We start from the raw sequence: 19,302 nt of genomic DNA, 5'->3' as shown, positions 1-19,302 counted from the left end.
CGCAGCTTGCATGGACAAGACGCGCTAATAGACATCGCAGGAGAAAGCGGCCATGAAAGGACAACCGACCGAAAACGCAGAGCGTCAGGACGATCAGAGCGATCAGAGCGATCCGCGTATCGACAACCCGAAGGCGTCGCCGACATCGAATGCCGAGAAGGACCCCGACGAGTGGGTGACCGGCGACGAGCCGATGACGGGCGCGCAGGCGTCATATCTGAAGACGCTTTCCGAAGAGGCGAAGGAGCCGTTCGACGCGTCGCTGTCGAAAGCGGATGCGTCGCGCAGGATCGACGAGCTTCAGGCGAAGACGGGCAGGGGACAGAAGTCCTGACCGCCCGCCGCGCCGCCCGGCGCGAGCGCGCGGCGGCGTGTCGTCAGAACTTGTAGCCGACCGAGAGGAAGCTCACGATCGGATTGAGCTTGATCTTCGATTCGCTGCGCACCGTGCCGACGGCCGATTGCGTTTCCAGACGCGCGCGCGCCGACAGCCACATGTACGACAGCGAGAACGACGCCGACCAGTGGTCGGTGAAGTTGTACGTGAAGCCGGCGTTGGCCACGGGCGCGAACGAACTGCTGAGGCTCACGGTCGTGGGGCCGGTCAGCGCATTGCCGAACTGGCTCGAATAGAGAAATGCGCCGTTCGCCATCGGCGAGGTGAGCTTCGTATCCGAGAACCACACGTACGCGCCGCCCGCCGCGATATACGGACGGAAGCGGCTTTGCGCGCTGCCGAAGTAGTACTTCAGCAACAGCGTCGGGCTCCATTCGCGCGCCGAACCCAGCTTGCCGATGGCGCCGAGCGTGCCCGTGCCGTCGAGATTGAACTTCGGCGGCACGCCCATCACGGCTTCAGCGGCGATATGGTCGGTGAAGAAGTAGGTCGTCGTGACCGCGAAGGTGTCGGCATTGCTCACCGACGCGCCCGCGTCCGGCTGCGTCATCGTCTGACCCAGCGCGTTGATCTTGAACGGCTCGCTGGAATCCTGCGGCGAGAAGTGCATCCACCCCGCGTTGACGACGATATTTCCCGCCGCCTGTGCGTGAGCGCCGCCGACACATAAGGCAGCGGCCGCCGCACACGCGATTTGCTTCGTTTTCATTCTTCTTGTCCAGATAGGGTACCGGTCCTGCGCAGCGCGCCTTCGCGCTGCGCGGGCCATCATTTGCCGCAACGGCGATGCTCGCGGTTAGAGGCAGCAGTCGAGGCTCATCTTGAAGTACTCGTAGCTCATCGCGATGCTGCGCTTGACCGCATGCACTTCGTCGACGCCCGGCGCATTGCCGAGCAGCGTCGCGACGATTTCGAGCGCTTCCCACGGATGCGCGTCGTCGTAGTGCGCGTGCAGGCTGAGCCAGCGCATCGCCTTGCGGCGGATCGATACCGGAAAGCTGTTCGCGTACGTGTCCGTGCTGCACACGAGCGTGGACCATTCGCCGGTCACGCCTTCGATCGCGAAGTTGGTCGCCGCGATGCTCGCCGCGAGCGCGTCCGTGCTGCTGCTCTTCCAGCACCAGTGGCTGAGCGCGTAGGCGAGCGACGGACCGTTCGCCTTCATCAGGTCGCGCTTGCTCACGTCGTGCGCGGCAGCCCAGTCGACCCAGTAGTCCGCGTGGTTCTGTTCGACGCGGATATTGCGCGTGAGATAGCGCCGCGCGAGGTCTTCGCCGCGCGAGTGCCCGTAGCGGACCTTTTGCAGGTTCATCGCCATGTATTGCGGAAACTGCTCGACGACGGGCCAGCCGTTGACGAGGAACGCTTCCGCCTGACGCGGCTCGAGCTTGGCTTCGCGCATCGCCGCGAAAATGGGATGCGAGACGACGGCCAGCTTTGCTTCTTTGGTTTCGGCCAGCACATCGCCGAGCCAGGCCGGGTAACTTGCGATGTCTTTCAAATCGCCCACCCGCTGAAAAGTCGGATCCAACGTGTTCTCCTGATTAGATGTTGATAGGTTCGACATGCTGTGCCCAAGGCGCGGGGCGCCCAACATGGAACCCCTGAACGAAATCGACGCCCATCTCGCGCAATGCGCGCAGAATCGCTTCGCTTTCGACATACTCCGCGATCGTCAGACGGCCCATCGAATGGCCGATGTCGTTGATCGCGGCGACCATGTCGCGATTAACGGCATCTTTGAGCATGTCCTTGATGAAACCGCCGTCGATCTTGATGTAGTCGACCGGCAAGTGCTTCAGATAGCCGAACGACGACATGCCCGCGCCGAAGTCGTCGAGCGCGAACTTGCAGCCGCGCTTCTTCAACTCGCGGATGAAGCGCGCGGCCGCGGCGAGATTGGCGACGGCGGTGGTTTCGGTCACTTCGAAGCAGATCGCCGAGGGCGCGACGCCGCTGATGGCGAACTGCTCGTTAAGGAACTGGAGGAAGCGTTCGTCGCCGATCGACGCGCCCGACAGATTGATCGCGTACTGCATGCGATAGGACGGCGGCGTGTTCGCGAGCGTCGAGAAGACCGCGCGCACGACCCAGCGGTCGATGGCCGACATGAGGCCGTAGCGTTCGGCGGCCGGCATGAAAAGGCCGGGCGGCACGATATCGCCGCGTTCGCCGACCATGCGCAACAGGATTTCGACGTGCTGCTCCGGTTCTTCGTGTCGGCCGGCACGCGGGTCGGTGGCCTGAATGTCCTGCGCATACAGGCAGAAGCGGTCGTTCGCGAGCGCGTCCTTGATGCGGCCGCACCACGACATTTCGCTCGCATGGCGCGTGAGTTCCTTGTCGCCGGGCACAGCCAGATGCACGCGGTCGCGGCCGCGCTCCTTCGCGAGATAGCAGGCGATATCGCCGTAGCGCATCGCGGTTTCCACGTCGAGCCCGGTCTGCCGCAGATCCACCACGCCGATGCTCACGCTCGTCGACAGGCGATGCGTCTCCCATGACCATTCGAACGCCGCCACGTCCTTGCGCAAGCGCTCCGCGATCTGCATCGCGCGATGCTTGTCGCAATTGCAGAGCAGCGCGCCGAACTCGTCGCCGCCCAGGCGGCCGAGCACGTCTTCTTCGCGCAGGCATTGTTCGATGAAGAGCGCGACTTCGCGCAGCATCGCGTCGCCGGCGGCGTGACCGTAGGTGTCGTTCACGACCTTGAACTGGTCGAGGTCGAGCATCATCAGCATCTGCGCGCGATGCGAGTCGTCCACATCCGACTCGGGATCGAGCGCCGTGCTGAGGCGCCGTTCGAATTCGGTGCGGTTCAAGAGTCCGGTGAGGCCGTCGTGCGTCGCCTGCCACGCGAGGTTCGAGACGTACTCGCGCTCGCGCGTCATGTTCCTGAGCAGCAGCACGACGCCCGTCAACGTATCGGACGTGTCGCGCACGAGCGACGTGATCGCCTGCACGACGATATCCTTGCCCAGCGCGTTCGTGAGAATGAGGTCGCCGCCGGCTTCCTCCGGCTCCGCGCCCTTGAGCGCTTCGTCGATCACATCGACCGGGCGGCGATCCCATTCCCGCGCCACCGTGACGAGCGCGCCCAGCGGCCGGTTCACGCACGCAGCGGCTTCGCGGCAGAAGAGCTTCTCGGCGGCGGGGTTGATGAACTCGACGAGACCCGACGGCCCCACGGAAATCACCGCCTCGCCGATGGAGCCGAGCGTCGCCTTCGCGCGCGCCTCGCTTCGTCGCAGCGCGTTCTCGGTTTCGAGCCGCGCGGTGATGAAGCGTCGCGCATACCACGCCGACAGACACACGAGTAGCACGGCGACCACGACGTTCACGGTGAACAGCAGCATCGCCGTCTGGCGGAACGCCGAGCCGAGCACGTCGGCGAATGCGCGCGAGATCGGCGCAATCGAACCGTTGATGTTCCACACTTCGTTGGTGAGGCTTTCCACTTCGCCGCGAGCCGCGGGGCCGCTTCTGACGGCGTCGCGCAGCTTCCTGCCGGCATCGGTGAGCTGGTCGACGAGCAGATCGCCCGCCGTCCAGTACGCGACGGCTTCCTGGAAGTAGCTCGCGCGCCGGAAGGTGCGGAACACCCAGATCACCGCGCCGACGTCGGCGGGATAGACGCCGCTCGCGAGCAGCGCCGCGCGCGCCTCGGGCACGTTCGGGTTGGGCCGGTCGAGCGCGAGCCGCGCGCGCTTCAGGCTGAGCGGATACGCGATCGCGTCTTCGTATTGACGGAACGCCTGTTCGTCGCCGGTCTGCGCATAGCGCGCGAGATAGAAAACGGCGTCCTTCTGTCCTTTGGACCAGGTGCTTTCACCGCCGATATACGCGCGCACCGACGACATGATGGCGAGACTCGTCGCCGCCATCGCCAGAAGGGAGATGACGACCGCGAGAAACGGCCAGATCGTGTTGAATAGTTGCCGGTTTGTCGTCTTGGGGGCAACGCGCATGTTTACCTTCTTGTTGTTCGCTTGATACGTCTTGAGCGATGCGACTGCTGGCCCGAGTAACGACCACGCCGACCGGACTATCCGGTTAATTCACCCTCATCCGGAATATCGGCAGCAGGCGTCCGGCCTTGAGGGCCGAGCGGCGTTGGCAAACGTTTGGTGCGTTGAATGTTAATTATCGAATAACGTCGGGCGATTAAAGTCTGTGAGGTAAAAAGCGGTCCCTGCTGCGAGGGGAATCGGAAAGAAAGGATGATTAGCCGCGAGGATTAGCCGCGCGTGTCGATCCACTCGCGAGCCCATTGGCGCGAGTACTCGACGGCGTCGGCTTCGTTGGCGAAGTAATCCAGCGAGTAGAAGCGGTATTGCGCGTCGTGCTCGCTGGCGGAGTCGCGTTCGAGCAGGAGATCGGCGGAGAAAGTTTTGTCGCGAAGCGGATGCGCGGACGCGTGCACCGCATAACCGCGGTAATGTTGAGTCGTGTTCATTTTAGTTTTAAGGTCGTGGCTTTCCGTCGATGCGGAAAAAGCCGGAGGACAATGCGCCCTCGATAGACGCCAGAAAAAATCGTCTGGGCCGAAAGATCTGGCCGGAGATGGCCGAGAGATAAGCGGGGGACGGAGAAAGGCGAAGCGAGGAAAGCGGAAAAAACGCGGATATAACGCGGGGGCCTTGTGGCCCCCGCGCATGCTGCGTGTTACTGCGAACTACTGAATCAAGACTTACAGCGGCTTGATGTTCGAAGCTTGCATGCCCTTCGGGCCGCGCTTCGTTTCGAAGCTCACCTTTTGGCCTTCGGCCAGGGTCTTGAAGCCGTCGGCGCGAATCTCCGAGAAGTGCGCGAAGAGGTCGTCGCCGCCATTGTCGGGGGTGATGAAGCCGAAGCCCTTGGTGTCGTTAAACCACTTGACGGTACCGGTGTCCATGAAAATCCTGAAATAAAAATTGAAGATGCTCGAATAGAGCGGGGTGAAGCGGCAAGGAGGGAGTGGACAACGAATACCGGAGGAAAATCGGACTATTGATGAGCAGCAATCGACTTCTTGTACTTCAAGCGCTATTATGCCAATCCCAATCGAATCAGTCAACTATTTCTTCGACCCGATTCGATAAGAAGGCCCGGCCGCGCGCATGACGCGACCGGGCCGACCTCATGCTGCCGTTACAGCGGGTTCTTCTTGGTACCGGTCACGCCCGTGGTCCCTTCGAGGCCCGTGGTCGTGCCTTCCACGCCTGCGGTGCGTTCCACTTCCACTTCGGTGCCGCGAACCGTATCGGTGATCGTCTCCGTGCGGTTCGAGCTCTCCTTGCCGACGACCACTTCCTCGACGACGCGCGCCGTCTTCGCGACGACCGGCTGTTCAGCCGTTTCCTTGATCTCGACGAAGCCTTCCTTCAGATCCGCCGCCGTCGCGGGACGGTCCACTGCGCGGCGCTCGATGCTCGCGTGTTCTTCGTGCAGGTTCACGGACTCGCTGACCGGCGTTTCCGTCAGGCGCGAGTACACGCGCACGCCGCCCGTTTGCACTTCACGCTTGCCGACTTCGAGCGACTCCTGCACGACCGGGAAAGCCTGGCGTTCGGCTGCGATTTCATCCGCGGTGTAGGCGGGCGCGTTGCGGTCATAGCCCGTGTAGCCCGTATTGCGCCATTGAGCCACGCGCGAGTCGATGTCGATTGCGCCGGCCGCATACAGCGCGTCGCGCACGCGTTCGGTCTCCATTCCGTCCGGCACGTCCACCGACAGCAACGCGCTGCCGCGGCGCACCGCTTCCTGATAGTGACCGATCTCTTCCGGCCGGTCGTTGTCGCCGAAGAGGTTCTTGAAGAAGTGTTCGATGCGGCCCATCGCGCCTTCGTGCGCGTCGCCGACGGGACGGTCCGTCGCGACATCGCTCGTGGCGGCGCCGGTCGTCATCGACGAGCCGGCATCATTCGAATGCACGCTCATGTCCGCGCGCGCGATGCCTTCTGCTTCGAGGCGGGTCTGAGCGAGCTCGGCGTCCTGAAGCGTATTGAATACACCAATGATAGTCTGAGTCATAGCAGCATCTCCGAGAAAAAGGCGTACGCAAGCCGGGGTTGAAGCGCGTGCGATGAAGATCGCAACGGCCGTTCCCGCGCAACTCCCGAGCGTTCCTCAGCCTGCCTGCGGATCGCGCTTCCATTCGCCGTCCGGCCCCTCGCGCCGCTCTACGACGAGTTCCTCAGAATTCACAAGAACCTGGTGCACGACGTCCTGTTGCGTCTCGGTCGTCTTCACGTACACCTCTTCTTTCAAGGTGAGTTGCATCCTGACCACCGGCACATATTCGTATACCGGTATGACGAGCGTATCGCCTTCGCGACGCGGTTCACTGCGCTCCTCGACAGGCCGATTCACTGCCACGCGCCTCACTTCCACTTGCTGCGTGGAAAGGCGCATCGAGACGGGTTGCATCTCCTCATGCACGACCTTGCGCACGCGCACGGAGCCGGTCTCGGTCGTGCGCACGCCGACCGCGAGTTCTTCCTGTACCGCGGACAGGCGCACTTCTTCCGACGGCGGCGTGACGTTGGCCGGGGTATCGTCTGAGTTCATCGGCTTCTCCATCGCAGATTCGCGGAACGCTGATTCGTCCGCTCGAAGACGGCCGCCTCGCGCGGGTTGCGCAATGGCCATCCGAGCAACGGACCGCGCAAGCACTGTGCCGCTCGCGAGCGAGCGCAAGCCGATGCGCAGTCAGTCAATGTATCGGCGCGACCGTCCCGAGCTTCTCTGCAAGCATCCTTTCGTAGACGCCGAAGTGCAGGTCCACTTCCTCCTGCGTGACCGTCTGCACGAAGAGATTGATCTGCTCCGGCATGAGTCCGAACACGGCGGCGATAGCAGCTTCCAGTTGGGGCGCGCAGACGCGGTCTTCGGCGATCGTCGTTCCGACGGTGATGTCGTACACCTTCTCGTGCCGAAAGACGATCTCGACGATCCGCGCCCGGGCGCTCATGTTGTGATCCACCGCGAGGCGCGCCACCTCGGCGAGCTGATTCATGATCTCGGTGGGAAAGCCCCGGGTTGAACGCAGTTTGATGCGATGCCGTCCGAGCGTTCTCCAGTCGGTATCGAATTCCACGACATTCTCCTTGTGACCTGGTGCGCGGATGGTATGGGCGACGCCTCCATTTTCAAGCGCGCGAAGCGCACGCCCCGCCCCTTGAAAATCTCGCGGCGTTTCATATATTGACCTCGTAAAGGCAGCCGCTCGCCATGAGCGCTGCGTGTTTCAACCTTAATTGTCCGCGGCATGGGGCAGCTAAAGCTGAAGCGCATGGAGCTTCCCTCTTGCCGCCGGAGGAGAGCGAAAATGAACGAAGCATTCACTGCGGCCGATCTCTTCAGCGAACTGGAGAGAGTGCAGCGGCAACTGTCCAGCGTGTTCGACGGCTTTCCGAGAAGCCTGCGATCGAGCCGTCCCGGCGTGTTCCCGCCCGTCAACATCGGTTCGACCGATGACACCATCGAGATCGTCGCGTTCGCGCCGGGCCTCGACACCACGAAGCTCGACGTGTCCATCGACAAGGGCTTGCTCAACATCGCCGGCGAACGCACGACGCGCGAGCGCGACCTGCCCGAAGGCGCGCGCGAGTACGCGCAGGAGCGCTTCAACGGCACCTTCCGTCGCGTGATCGAACTGCCGCAGCAGGCCGATCCGGACAAGGTGCAGGCGCGTTATGTCGATGGTTGTTTGCTGATCTCGGTCGGCAAGCGCGAGGCATCGAAGCCGCGCGCTATCAGTGTCCAATGAGCTGTGAAATAACCCATGCAATGAGCGAAAGAAGAGGTGACATCATGAGCGACAACACTCAGATCGCGGAACGCGAAAAAGGCGCTGTGGCTCGTCAGGAGTCCAGCCAGGAACGGCGCCGCACGACGCTTGCGCCGAATGTCGATATCGTCGAGGACGTGCACGCCGTCACGTTGTGGGCGGACCTGCCGGGCGTATCGAAGGACCGGCTCGATGTGAAGGTGCACGACGGCAGTCTCATCATCGAAGGCGAGTCGGTCGTGCCGGTGCCGTCGAATCTGCGCCTCGCGCATGCGGAAGTGCGCGCGCCGTACTTCTCGCGCACGTTCACCGTGAGCGACGACTTCGATACGTCGAAGATCGAAGCGACGCTCAAGGACGGCGTGCTGAAGCTGACGCTGCCGCGCCGCGAGGAAGCCAAGCCGCGACGCATCGAAGTAACGGCCGCGTGAGGTCGTGACGTAGTGACGGGGCCGGCGCGACGCTGGCCCCGCTCGGCTTATTGCTGGCCGCTCGGGCGGCCTTCGTCGCGCAATGCTTCTTCGAGTTGTTCGAGCGTGTACGGCTTGCGCAGCGCCTGCCACTCGAAGCCCTGCGCTTCGTCATCGAGCACGCTGTCACCGGACGCGAAGATCACGCGCATGCCGGGACAACGCTCGACGGCGCGCCGCGCGAGTTCGGTGCCCGCCATGTCGGGCAGATTGACGTCGGTCAGCAGCACGTCGAAAGTGTCGTGCGCCAGCGCTTCGAGCGCTCCGCTTGCATTGGCCGTGCTCACCGCGCGATGGCCGAGCATCACGAGCAGCTCGCTCACCGCTTCGCGCGCGAAGCGGTCGTCTTCCACCACCAGCACGCGTTTCGCAACAGCGGGCGCGGGCGAAGGCTCCGGTTTGGCTTCGCTTGTTTGAGGTGTTTGATTCGGAGTGCCGAGCATCTGCCGGATCTTGGCGGCCAGATCTTCGCGGCTGTAGGGCTTGCTCAACAGTTCCACGCCCGGATCGAGGCGTCCGCCGTGAACGATCGCATTGTGCGTGTAGCCCGACGTGAAGAGCACGCGCAGATCCGGCTGCATCTTCACCGCGCGGCGCGCCATCTCGGGGCTCTTGAGCGAGCCGGGCATCACGACATCGGTAAAGACCAGATCGATGTGCACGCCGCTGCTCAACACGACGAGCGCCTGGTCGGCATTGTCGGCCTTGAGCACGTGATAGCCGAGGTCCGTCAGCATTTCGATGACGGTGGACTGCACCTTTTGGTCGTCCTCCACGACGAGTATCGTTTCCGTGCCGCCCGTCACCGGCGCGTTCCGCCACGTGGTGGGTTCGAGCGCCTCCACCAGCGATCGCGGCAAGTAGACGCGCACCGTGGTGCCGTGCCCGACTTCGCTGTAGATGCGGATATGCCCGCCGCTCTGCTTGATGAAGCCATACGCCATGCTGAGGCCGAGCCCGGTGCCTTCGCCTTCCGGCTTCGTGCTGAAGAAAGGATCGAATGCGCGCTCCAGCACTTCGGGCGGCATGCCGACGCCCGTATCGGTCACGCCGAGCATCACGTACTGTCCCGCCGGCACGTCGGAAAGCGTGCGCACGTAGCGGTCGTCGAGCATCGCGTTCGCGAGTTCGAGCGTGAGCTTGCCGCCGTCGGGCATCGCGTCGCGCGCGTTGATGGCGAGGTTCAGCAGCACGTTCTCCAGTTGATGCAAGTCGACGTACGCATTCCATAGCCCGCCGGAGACCACCGTCTCGACCTGAATGGTTTCGCCGAGCGCGCGGCGCAGCAAGTCGTCCATGCCGCGCACCATCGAGGCGAGATTCACGGACACGGGCCGCAGCGCCTGTCTGCGGCCGAACGCGAGCAATTGCGACGCGAGCTTCGCGCCGCGTTCGACGGCATCGATCGCATTGCTCAGGCGGTCCATGCTCCAGTTGTCGCCCAGGCAACGGCTGCGCAGCAGTTCGAGATTGCCGCGCAGCACTTGCAGCACGTTGTTGAAGTCGTGCGCGACGCCGCCCGTCAGCTTGCCGATGGCTTCCATCTTTTGCGCCTGCAACAGCGCGGCGCGCGTCTCTTCGAGAAGCTGATCCGCTTCGCGCTTCTCGGTGACGTCGCGCGTGATCTTCGCGAAGCCGATCAGCGTGCCGGTTTCGTCGCGAATGGCGTCCACGATCACATGCGCCCAGAAGCGCGTGCCGTCGCGGCGCAGGCGCCAGCCTTCGGATTCAAACCGTCCCTCGCGGGCGGCAATGCGCAGCGCGCGCTGCGGCAAGCCGGCCGCCGCATCTTCCGGCGAATAGAAGCGCGAAAAGTGCGAGCCGATGATTTCCTCGGCGGTATAGCCCTTGATGCGCCGCGCGCCGCTGTTCCAGTTGGTCACGAGCCCTTCGGGCGAGAGCATGAAGATGGAGTAGTCCGTCACGCCCTCGACGAGCAGACGAAAGCGCCGCTCGCTTTCAATCACCGCGTCGTGCGCCTTTCGCTTGTCGCTTTCGTCGCGGACAATCTTCACGAAGCCGATGAGCGACCCGTCCGCCTCGACGAGCGCCGTGGTGAGCACGCTCGCCCAGAACACGGAGCCGTCCTTGCGCCTGCGCCATCCTTCCGTTTCGAAGCTGCGGTGCGCGCGTGCTTCGCGCAATTCACTTTCGAGCGTCGCGCTCTCGCGGCCGTCGTCCGGGAAGAACACCGAGTAGTGCTGGCCGATGATTTCTTCGGGCGCATAGCCGTAAATGGCCGTGCCGCCCGGATTCCAGGTCGACACGAAGCCTTCCGGCGTCAGGCAGAACGCCGCCAGATTGGTGGTGGAATCGATCCAGACGCGTGCCCAGTCGGGGCGCATGCCGGCTGGCGTGTTCTCGCTATTGCGCATGACATTCGTCATCGGTTCTTTTGGCTCGCTGACCCCGCTGACCTGAAAGCGGCAATGAGCATGGTTTTGATGGGCGTCTCCGAACGGACCATTCTAGCGACTTGCTCGCCCGGCGTCGAACGACGCCCGGCCGGCTGCGGAAAAGCGCGAGAAACGGGCGGAAGATGCGGGAGAAGACGGACAACGGCGGTTGCGCACGTGCTTGCGCCGGACAAGAGCGCGTCGCCGCGTCAGGCGCGTGAGCGACTGCGCGCTGCCCTGGACGAATCCGGGCGCGCGCATGGGCGAGCGCCCATTGGCGGGTTCAGGCTTGCCGCAAGCTAGTCGAGGTCGCTGTAATAGACGTACGAGGGCTGGCGCAGTTTGCCTTCCTTGCCGACCGAATCGGGCGAGTCCGGCAGACGCGGCAGCTTGTCCCAGAGAAGCGCGCGCCCCAACATCTGGTTCCGGTCCATGTCCGGATGGTCCTCTTTCAGCCGGTTGAGGAACTGCTCGAACTCGGATACATACAGGCCGGTCGATACGCCGCCTTGCTCACGATGACGTTTGAACAAGCCCACTTTCTTTCTCCTTCACCAAAGTCGATGGTTTCAACAGCCGCGCTCGTTGGCGTTCATGCATCCGCAATGCGCTCGAAGCTGAACACATGCGATGTTTTCGATCCGTTCATCTCCTGCTCGTAAAGCGTCTCGCTGAACACCACGCGATAGCCGCGCTTGGGCAGAATCGGCGGCACGTTGCCGGTCGGACGGCTGTCGATGCCGCCGAGGCCGCGCGCCGGCGCGCGCACGTTATTGGACAGCGTCGCGTTCGACGAGATCACGTTGTCGTGCCAACCGGACATATCGCGGCTCGCTTCGATCGACTTCGCGTCGGCGTCCACGGTGTCGTCGGTGGACTCCATGCCTTCGTCGTCGACCGCGCGGATGCGGCTCGCCGCTTCGCGCACGGGATCGGACGAGCCGTTGCTGGCCGCGCGATTGTCTATCGACGGCAGCGCGCCGTTCGCGTCGGCCGGGCCCGGTTCGGCCGAGCCCGCGTGTTTCGTGCTGCCGAACTCCTTCGCCTGCGTCGCGGCGTCGGGCGAAGCCGTGCCGGTCGCGGGCGTCTTGGCGGGGCTCTTGGCCGCCATTTCCTTTTGCTGTTGCTGTGACGGATTCCCTTCTGCGTTCTGCATTGCGTCCTCGTCTGATTCAATTGCTGTATGGCGTTGCGATGCATTCCGCGTGCCCGGGCGCGCGTCAGGCCGCCGCGAGCGCGTAACGCCGGCAGTGTTCGAGATAGCCGACCTCGTGACTGCCGACCAGTTCCACGATGCTGCTCCACAGCCACAACGGCGCGTCGATGGACTTCGGCTTCGTGCGCTTCAGTTCGCCGAGCCAGCTTTTGCGTGTGGCGCGGTCCATCTGCCTGCCGTGCGCCTGACCGACGACGAACGCGAGATAGCGCGCCACTTCCATCGCTTCCGTTGGCCCGATGTGTTCGATCTCCAGCTTCAGGTCCTGCGGCAGCAGCTCGCGCAGAATCACGGGACGTCCCTGCAAGGTCGCGGATCGCATGCGCTCGCCGAGATGCGGCGACAGGTTGCGCGCGCCCTCGACCACGCGTTCGGCGTTGTCGCGCGGCATGTTCGTGCCGGGATAACGCGGCGCGGCGGCCTTCACGCCTTCCTTGATGTCGATGAGGCACAGGTCGTCGCCTTCGACCACGCCGCCGTCCACGTCGAGCAGCACCGCGTAACGCAGGCGTCCGAGCGAACTGCAGCCTTTGACCCAGTAGGCGGCGTCGAGCACGGTGACCTTGCCGGTATCCGGACGACCGCGCAGGCTCGTCGCGAGCTTGGCGAGCGTCTCCTTCTGGAAGAGCGCCTCGATCTCCGCGCGCTCGTCCTTGTTGACGGGCCAGAAGCGGCTTCCGTACGGAATGGTCGGCTGCGTGTCGTCGAGACGTTCGAGCGCCAGATGCTTCCACGAACGGCGCACCGCTTCGCGCATCACCACGCGCACGACTTCGGGCTTGCGGCAGAGGTCGTCGGCGTCGCTGTCGGCGTCGGCGTCGAAGGCGAGCGCGTAGCCCTCGAACAGGGCTTCGATCATGTTGATGGTCGTGACGCCCGGCAGCGCGGAGCCGCGCGCCGTGGTCGCGAGCGAGAGGCCGAGCCGGATCAGGTCATGCACCGGATTGCCGATGACCGTCTGGTCCAGATCGCGAATCTGAATCTCGATGCGCTTGTTGGCGTCCGCCACGGGGCCCAGGTTGCCGGTGTGACAGTCGCCGCAAATCCAGATGGCCGGGCCTTGCGGCAATCCGCGTATCTCCGCCTGTTCGAGCCAGTCGTAGAACTTCGAGGTGTTACCGCGCACATAGGCGTGCGTCGAACGGGCCATCTTGGCATTGCGTCGGGCCGTGAGTATTTCCTGCCGGCTCTCGAATTCGGGTACTTTTTGCTTGGATGGCTTGGGCATGAATCGTCTTGCGGGATAGTGTCGCGCGGGCTTTTCTCGTGCACCGCACAAGATGTGCCTGCCGCTTTAAAGACGTTATGTCGCGCGCGCATCAGGCACGCTGAATGCGCCGTGGTCCGCACTCGACATGCTGTCAGGTGCCGCTTTGCAATCCCCTCCGTTCAGACTGACCGACTGGCATCGCTTCCTGTTCGGCAACGCGTCATGGCACTTTCTGCTGGAAGTGCTGCTCAGAACCTGCGCGACTTACGTGCTGCTCGTCATCGCGATGCGCTTGCTGGGCCGGCGCGTCGCCGCGCAGTTCACGCTCTTCGAAATCTCGATCGTCGTGACACTGGCGGCGGCCATCGGCGTGCCGTTGCAGGCCGCGAATCGCGGCATGCTGCCGCCGTTTCTGATCGCGCTCGTCGCGGTCGCGCTTCAGCGCATCATCGCGGCGGCGGGCATCACGCACCGGCGCGTGGAGACGATGATATCGACCGATGTCACGCTGCTCGCCCGCGAAGGGCGGCTCGAACACGCCGAGCTGGCGCGCGCCGCGATGCCCCGCGAAAAGGTCTACGAAGCGATGCGGCTCGCGGGCTGGCAGCATCTCGGGCAGATCAGCCGCCTGTACATGGAGCCTTCGGGCGCGTTCTCGTTCATCCCCGCGCGGCCCGCGAAGCCGGGCTTGTCGGTGCTGCCCGCCATCGACGAGGAATTGCGCGACGAAGCCCGCGTGCCGGGCTGCTCCGCGTGCCTGCAGTGCGGCAACACGGTGCAGACCGAGGAGAGCGGCCACGCCGGCGATCTGCGCTGCGACAACTGCGGATCGCGCGAGTGGACGTACGCCGTGACCGAAGTGGAGCGCTGATGCCTTTTATCGAGCGACTGCTGATCGGCGACGGGCCGTGGGCTTTTCTCATCGAGGTCATCCCGCGCGCGGTCGTGATGTATTTGATGCTGCTCGTCGCCATGCGCATGATGGGCAAGCGCGTCGCGGCGCAGTTGAGCATCACCGAACTCGCCGTCATTCTGATGCTGGGCGCGGCCATCGGCGTGCCCATTCAGGTGTCGTCGCAGGGCGTGCTGCCGGCCGCCGTCGTGCTGCTCGCCGTGGTCGCGCTGCAACGCCTGAGCGCGACGGCCGGTCTGCGCTGGCGCAGATTCGAAGTGCTGGAGCAGGGCGACGTCACGATTCTCGTGAAAGACGGCCGCATACTGCTCGATGAACTGAAAGCCAGCCAGGTCTCGCGCGAAATGCTCGCTTCCGAGCTGAGGGCGGCGAACGTCGCGCATCTCGGGCAACTGCGCCGCGTGTACATGGAGGCGTCCGGGTCCATCAGCATCGTGTGGCGAAAGGAGCCTTTGCCCGGGCTCACGGTGCGGCCGGACATGGAGCGGTCGCTGCTCGACGCCATCGGCGCGAAGGGCTATTTCTCGTGCTGGAGCTGCGGCGTCACGGTGCAGTCGGACGAGCGTCCTGACCGGCCGTGCGAGGCGTGCGGCTACGAGCGGTGGGAATCCGCCGTGCGCGTGCCCGTCGAGCGGTCGACGGCCACGGATACCGGCGCCGCCGCAGACACCGAACAGACCGCGGCTAGCTAAGCCGCCAACGTCTTGCCGATGCCACCCACCGGCCCGGCGCGCGCCGGTCACATTGCTTACACATCCCCCCGCTACGCTTCCGTGCGCTGAGTGCAACTGCCCACTTGCCGAGAGGACGCATGAAGAGAGCCGAAAGACGCCGCCACGTAGCGGCGGGCATCGCCGTATTCGCGTGCGCAACCGTTGGCGGCTGCAACAGCAACAGCAACAGCAATAGCGATACGGCAGCCGACCCTGCCGCGGCCGCGCCGGCGCGCGCAAGCGCGCAAGCGGATGCCGCGACCGCGGGAACGAGCGAACTGGAGAACTGGGCGATCTCGGCCACGTCCACCGGCACGCCCCGTCCGTCGCAAGCGCAGTCCGCGCAGGCCGTCTCCGCGCAGGCATCGTCCGATGCGCTCGCGCCGCCGGTCATTCACACGGTCGACTGACGCCTTCCCTCTCTTCCCCAGGCACACGGATGACAACCCATAACAGACGTGAATTCCTGCGCGCGGCCATGCAGACCGCCGGCGCGGCCACCGCACTCAATATCGTTCCGCTCGGCATTCGCCAGGCGCTCGCCATTCCCGCGAACAACCGTCACGGTTCGATCGAGGATATCGAGCACATTGTCGTGCTGATGCAGGAAAACCGCTCCTTCGATCACTACTTCGGCATGCTGCGCGGCGTGCGCGGTTTCGGCGATACCCGCGCCGTGCGGCTCGCGAACGGCAAGACCGTGTATCACCAGCCGATTGCCGCCGGCGCGGGCGACGTGCTGCCGTTTCATCCGGGCGCATCCAACCTCGGGATGCAGTTCCTGCAAGACCTGCCGCACGACTGGGTGAGCGGCCAGGGCGCGTTCAACGGCGGCCGGTACGATCAATGGGTGCCGTCCAAGGGCACGACGACGATGGCGTACCTGAAGCGCGACGACATCCCGTTCCACTATCAGCTCGCCGACGCCTTCACGATCTGCGACGCGTACCACTGCTCGACCAACACGTCGACCGATCCGAACCGCTACTACATGTGGACCGGCTACGTGGGCAACGACGGCAAGGGTGGCGGTCCTGTCGTCGACAACGCGGAAGCGGGCTATGGCTGGTCCACGTTCCCCGAAGTGCTGGAGCGCGCGGGCATCTCGTGGAAGATCTATCAGGACATCGGTACGGGTCTCGACGCGAAGGGCTCGTGGGGCTGGACGCAGGACCCGTACATCGGCAATTACGGCGACAACTCGTTGCTTTACTTCACTCAGTACCAGAACGCGCAGCCGGGCAGCCCGCTGTATGAGAAGGCGCGTCGCGGCACCAACGCCGCGGCGGGCGAAGACTACTTCACGAAGCTCAGGCAGGACGTGCAGGCGGGCACGCTGCCGCAGGTCTCGTGGATCGTCGCGCCGGAAGCGTATTCCGAGCATCCGAACTGGCCGGCGAATTATGGCGCGTGGTACGTCGATCAGGTGTTGCAGGTGCTGACCTCCAACCCGGACATCTGGAGCAAGACGGCGCTCCTCATCAACTACGACGAGAACGACGGCTTCTTCGATCACATCGTGCCGCCGTTTCCGCCGGCATCGAGCGCGAACGGGCTCTCGACCGTCGATACCAGCCTCGAAATTTTCCCCGGCAGCCAGAAGTACGCGGCGGGTCCGTACGGCCTCGGCGCGCGCGTGCCGATGATCGTCGTGTCGCCGTGGTCGCGCGGCGGCTGGGTGTGCTCCGAAACGTTCGACCACACGTCGGTCATCCGCTTCATTCAGAAGCGCTTCGGCGCGTCGCACGGGCTTCCTGAGCCGAACATCACGCCGTGGCGCCGCGCGATTTGCGGCGATCTGACCTCCGCGTTCGACTTCCGCAATCCGAATCGCGGCCTGCCGACGCTGCCGGGCACGTCGTCGTACGCGCCGCCCGACAAGGCGCGTCATCCCGACTACGTGCCGGTGCCGCCCGTCGTCGGCGCGATGCCGAAGCAGGAGCCGGGCGTTCGTCCCGCCCGCGCGCTGCCGTACGAACTCTTCGTGCGCACGCACGCGAACGCGAGCCAGCGCACGGTGGCCTTCGACTTCGTGAACACGGGCGCGGCGGGCGCGGTGTTCCTGCTGTATCGGCAGGGCAGCACCGATGCGCCGCGCACCTACACGGTGGAGGCCAACAAGCGCCTCGCCGATCACCTCGCGACGAACGCCGACGGCAGCTACGACTTCGTCGTGCACGGGCCGAACGGGTTCCTGCGCCGGGTGGCGGGCAAGGCGACGGCATCGCATAGCGGGTGGTCGCGCGAAGAGGCGCTGCCCGAAGTCGCCGAAGGCTACGACGTCGCGAACGGCAATCTGCAACTGCGTCTGAAGAACAACGGCAGCGGGCCGTGCACGTTCAGCGCGACGAACGACTACGAGCCTTCGAAGACCGTGACGCGGCGCGTGGCGGGCGGCGAGACCGCGCAGTTGTATCTGGACCTGCGCGCGTCGCACGGCTGGTACGACGTGCGCGTGACGGTGGATACGGACAGCACGTTCGCGCGCCGTTTCGCCGGGCACGTCGAGACCGGCTGCGACAGCATGAGCGATCCCGCGCTGTCGGCGTAGGCGGTACCGGCGAGGCTAGCGCGCGGGCTGAATGTCGCGCGCGGCCTCGCGTTCGATCCATGCAAGGAACCGCTCGACGCGCGGCAAGTCGGCGTTCTGGCTCGGATAGACGAGATGATGCGCGCCGACTTCGACCGCGTGGCTCGCGTCGAACACCGGCACGAGCACGCCTTCGCTGATCTTGACGGACGCGAGCATCAGGCTTTCCAGCGCGATGCCGAGCCCGAGCGCCGCCGTTTCGATCGACATGTACGAGCGGTCGAACGAGAAGTCGAAAGTCTTCTGCGGCGCGGACACGCCGGTTCTGCCGAACCATTGCTTCCACTGCACGAGCGGCGTCTCCGAATAGATCAGACGATGCGAGAGCAGGTCGTCCGGCGTCTTCACGGGATGGCGTTCGAGGTACTTCGGCGAGGCGAGCGGCGCGATAAATTCGCCGCGCAAGGTCCGCACTTCGAGATTGGTCCAGTTGCCGTAGCCATGGCGGATGTCGATGTCGTAATAGCCGTTCGAAAACGACACGTTCTCGTACGAGCACGCGAGATTGAGCTGGATATCGCCGTTGTCTTCCTGAAACGACGAGAGGCGCGGCAAGAGCCACATGAGCCCGAAGCTCGGGCTGGAATGCACGCGCAGGATGTCCACTTCCTTCTGGCTCGATGCGCGCTCGGTCGCGCGGCTCAGGTCCGCGAGCAGGCCCGTGACGTCGGACAGATAGCGTTCGCCGGCGGGCGTGAGCACGAGGCCGCGTCCGGAGCGCTGAAAGAGCGGCTGCCCGATGATGCCTTCCAGATTCGCGATCTGATGGCTCACCGCCGACGCCGACAAGCCCATCTCCTCGGCCGCGCGATTCACGCTTTTCGTGCGCGCGACGCTCTCGAACGCGACGATGGCCTTGAGCGGCGGAATACGCATAGGTGCTGAGTGTGGTTGTGGTCGGTTGTGGTCGATTGTGGCTGATGGTGAAGCGCCGGCCCGCATTATCCGATTTTCGCCTGTAACGCGCGAGCGCCGCGCGCGGCACGCTACATGCTGTGCCCTCCTTCAAACATCACACCCATACGCGGAGGCACACCATGGAATTCGAGTATCGTTCATGCAAGATTCACACGTCGGCGAGCATCGAAGACGGAAGCATCGTCGGCAATGCGCGCATCTATATGCCGCCCGCGAACGAAGGCGACGACATCGAATCGCACGACATGGAGTTTCATCTCGCCTTCGTCGATGAAAACGAGGCGATTGCCTTCGCACGCGAACGCGCGATGGCGTGGGTCGACGAACACGAGGCGCTCGCGCTCTGAACGAACGCACGAGAGCCTGCGATGCCCGCCGTCGTGCTCACGACGGCGGCTTGCTTTTGCTCTTCGAATTGACCGAGCGTTCGCGAGCCGCATCCGGGTTGTCCGCGTTCAACTGCTCGCGCGCGCGGTGATAGTACTCGTCGGCCCGGCCGGCTTGCCGGCCTTCGGCCTCCCACATGTAATAGGCCAGCGTGCGAATGCGCTGTTCGAGGGCTTCACGCGTCATCGCGTCGCGTGCATCGTCGTCCTCGTGGTCCGGTGTGCTCGACATTCTCTCGTCCTGTGAAGTGGGCGCGCTGCGCGCAGTTCGATTCTAGGGCCGCCACGCGCGCCTTGGAAGTTGTCCACTGCATTCGCCGTG

22 protein-coding genes are annotated in these 19,302 nt (G+C 64.4%); 8 read left to right on the top strand and 14 right to left on the bottom strand.

Annotated elements, in window-relative coordinates:
- Window positions 1-52 precede the first annotated feature (52 nt).
- Window positions 53-334, top strand: coding sequence for a DUF3072 domain-containing protein (locus LDZ24_RS23435; RefSeq protein WP_248323603.1), 282 nt, complete (start codon window positions 53-55; stop codon window positions 332-334).
- 43 nt (window positions 335-377) lie between these two features.
- Here the strand turns inward: LDZ24_RS23435 and LDZ24_RS23430 are convergent, their stop codons facing one another.
- From LDZ24_RS23430 to LDZ24_RS23395, 8 genes are all read right to left on the bottom strand, one after another.
- Window positions 378-1,106: an OmpW family protein gene (locus tag LDZ24_RS23430; protein ID WP_248323602.1), complete on the bottom strand. Its 729-nt coding sequence runs from the start codon at window positions 1,104-1,106 to the stop codon at window positions 378-380.
- 87 nt (window positions 1,107-1,193) lie between these two features.
- Window positions 1,194-1,928: a TenA family transcriptional regulator gene (locus LDZ24_RS23425; protein WP_206469728.1), complete on the bottom strand. Its 735-nt coding sequence runs from the start codon at window positions 1,926-1,928 to the stop codon at window positions 1,194-1,196.
- A gap of 13 nt (window positions 1,929-1,941) precedes the next feature.
- Window positions 1,942-4,365, bottom strand: coding sequence for an EAL domain-containing protein (locus LDZ24_RS23420; protein WP_248323601.1), 2,424 nt, complete (start codon window positions 4,363-4,365; stop codon window positions 1,942-1,944).
- Window positions 4,366-4,634: 269 nt separating this feature from the next.
- On the bottom strand, window positions 4,635-4,853 hold the full coding sequence (locus tag LDZ24_RS23415; RefSeq protein WP_248323600.1) for a hypothetical protein: 219 nt from the start codon (window positions 4,851-4,853) through the stop codon (window positions 4,635-4,637).
- Window positions 4,854-5,087: 234 nt separating this feature from the next.
- Window positions 5,088-5,291, bottom strand: coding sequence for a cold-shock protein (locus tag LDZ24_RS23410; protein ID WP_159834819.1), 204 nt, complete (start codon window positions 5,289-5,291; stop codon window positions 5,088-5,090).
- A gap of 236 nt (window positions 5,292-5,527) precedes the next feature.
- Window positions 5,528-6,409 (bottom strand): YsnF/AvaK domain-containing protein, encoded by an 882-nt coding sequence (locus LDZ24_RS23405; RefSeq protein WP_248323599.1) that lies wholly within the window; start codon window positions 6,407-6,409, stop codon window positions 5,528-5,530.
- 96 nt (window positions 6,410-6,505) lie between these two features.
- A complete protein-coding gene (locus LDZ24_RS23400; protein WP_248323598.1) occupies window positions 6,506-6,946 on the bottom strand; it encodes a YsnF/AvaK domain-containing protein in 441 nt (146 codons plus the stop codon).
- A 145-nt stretch (window positions 6,947-7,091) separates the two neighbouring features.
- Window positions 7,092-7,475, bottom strand: a complete 384-nt coding sequence (locus tag LDZ24_RS23395; protein ID WP_175943644.1) for a hypothetical protein — start codon at window positions 7,473-7,475, stop codon at window positions 7,092-7,094.
- 231 nt (window positions 7,476-7,706) lie between these two features.
- Here LDZ24_RS23395 and LDZ24_RS23390 point away from each other — a divergent pair, with 231 nt between their 5' ends.
- Both LDZ24_RS23390 and LDZ24_RS23385 read left to right on the top strand, forming a co-directional pair.
- A complete protein-coding gene (locus tag LDZ24_RS23390; protein ID WP_248323597.1) occupies window positions 7,707-8,147 on the top strand; it encodes an Hsp20/alpha crystallin family protein in 441 nt (146 codons plus the stop codon).
- 44 nt (window positions 8,148-8,191) lie between these two features.
- Entirely contained in the window at window positions 8,192-8,599 is a 408-nt protein-coding gene (locus LDZ24_RS23385) for an Hsp20/alpha crystallin family protein (RefSeq protein ID WP_248323596.1), read from the top strand.
- Between the two features lie 47 nt (window positions 8,600-8,646).
- On the opposite strand, the gene LDZ24_RS23380 is transcribed toward LDZ24_RS23385, so the two are convergent.
- From LDZ24_RS23380 to LDZ24_RS23365, 4 genes are all read right to left on the bottom strand, one after another.
- Window positions 8,647-11,013, bottom strand: coding sequence for a PAS domain S-box protein (locus LDZ24_RS23380; RefSeq protein WP_371747495.1), 2,367 nt, complete (start codon window positions 11,011-11,013; stop codon window positions 8,647-8,649).
- 320 nt (window positions 11,014-11,333) lie between these two features.
- A complete protein-coding gene (locus LDZ24_RS23375) occupies window positions 11,334-11,573 on the bottom strand; it encodes a DUF3460 family protein (RefSeq protein ID WP_244851245.1) in 240 nt (79 codons plus the stop codon).
- 53 nt (window positions 11,574-11,626) lie between these two features.
- The gene (locus tag LDZ24_RS23370; RefSeq protein ID WP_248323594.1) at window positions 11,627-12,190 is read right to left on the bottom strand and encodes a DUF3005 domain-containing protein; all 564 of its coding nucleotides are present in this window, start codon (window positions 12,188-12,190) and stop codon (window positions 11,627-11,629) included.
- Window positions 12,191-12,254: 64 nt separating this feature from the next.
- On the bottom strand, window positions 12,255-13,478 hold the full coding sequence (locus LDZ24_RS23365; RefSeq protein WP_248323593.1) for a DUF2252 domain-containing protein: 1,224 nt from the start codon (window positions 13,476-13,478) through the stop codon (window positions 12,255-12,257).
- A 145-nt stretch (window positions 13,479-13,623) separates the two neighbouring features.
- Between LDZ24_RS23365 and LDZ24_RS23360 the strand changes: the two genes are divergently transcribed.
- The 4 genes from LDZ24_RS23360 to LDZ24_RS23345 all read left to right on the top strand — a co-directional run bounded on the left by LDZ24_RS23360 (window position 13,624) and on the right by LDZ24_RS23345 (window position 17,637).
- Window positions 13,624-14,331 carry a DUF421 domain-containing protein gene (locus tag LDZ24_RS23360; protein ID WP_248323592.1) on the top strand — a complete coding sequence of 236 codons (708 nt, stop codon included), beginning with the start codon at window positions 13,624-13,626 and terminating at the stop codon, window positions 14,329-14,331.
- Window positions 14,331-15,065, top strand: coding sequence for a DUF421 domain-containing protein (locus LDZ24_RS23355; RefSeq protein ID WP_248323591.1), 735 nt, complete (start codon window positions 14,331-14,333; stop codon window positions 15,063-15,065). Before LDZ24_RS23360 ends, LDZ24_RS23355 begins: the two co-directional genes overlap by 1 nt.
- A gap of 119 nt (window positions 15,066-15,184) precedes the next feature.
- Window positions 15,185-15,496 carry a hypothetical protein gene (locus LDZ24_RS23350; protein ID WP_248323590.1) on the top strand — a complete coding sequence of 104 codons (312 nt, stop codon included), beginning with the start codon at window positions 15,185-15,187 and terminating at the stop codon, window positions 15,494-15,496.
- Window positions 15,497-15,525: 29 nt separating this feature from the next.
- Window positions 15,526-17,637, top strand: a complete 2,112-nt coding sequence (locus LDZ24_RS23345) for a phosphocholine-specific phospholipase C (RefSeq protein ID WP_248323589.1) — start codon at window positions 15,526-15,528, stop codon at window positions 17,635-17,637.
- A gap of 15 nt (window positions 17,638-17,652) precedes the next feature.
- Here LDZ24_RS23345 and LDZ24_RS23340 read toward each other — a convergent pair whose 3' ends face one another.
- On the bottom strand, window positions 17,653-18,552 hold the full coding sequence (locus LDZ24_RS23340) for a LysR substrate-binding domain-containing protein (protein WP_248323588.1): 900 nt from the start codon (window positions 18,550-18,552) through the stop codon (window positions 17,653-17,655).
- Window positions 18,553-18,713: 161 nt separating this feature from the next.
- On the opposite strand from LDZ24_RS23340, the gene LDZ24_RS23335 reads away from it, so the two are divergent.
- Window positions 18,714-18,941: a hypothetical protein gene (locus LDZ24_RS23335; protein ID WP_175943622.1), complete on the top strand. Its 228-nt coding sequence runs from the start codon at window positions 18,714-18,716 to the stop codon at window positions 18,939-18,941.
- Between the two features lie 37 nt (window positions 18,942-18,978).
- Here LDZ24_RS23335 and LDZ24_RS23330 read toward each other — a convergent pair whose 3' ends face one another.
- A complete protein-coding gene (locus LDZ24_RS23330) occupies window positions 18,979-19,212 on the bottom strand; it encodes a DUF2934 domain-containing protein (protein WP_244140179.1) in 234 nt (77 codons plus the stop codon).
- Window positions 19,213-19,302 lie beyond the last annotated feature (90 nt).

The sequence above is a fragment of the Caballeronia sp. Sq4a genome, from assembly GCF_023170545.1.
Taxonomy (GTDB): Bacteria; Pseudomonadota; Gammaproteobacteria; order Burkholderiales; family Burkholderiaceae; genus Caballeronia.
The sequence above is the reverse complement of the archived record's forward strand: the minus strand, read 5'-3'. Positions and strand labels throughout refer to the sequence as shown.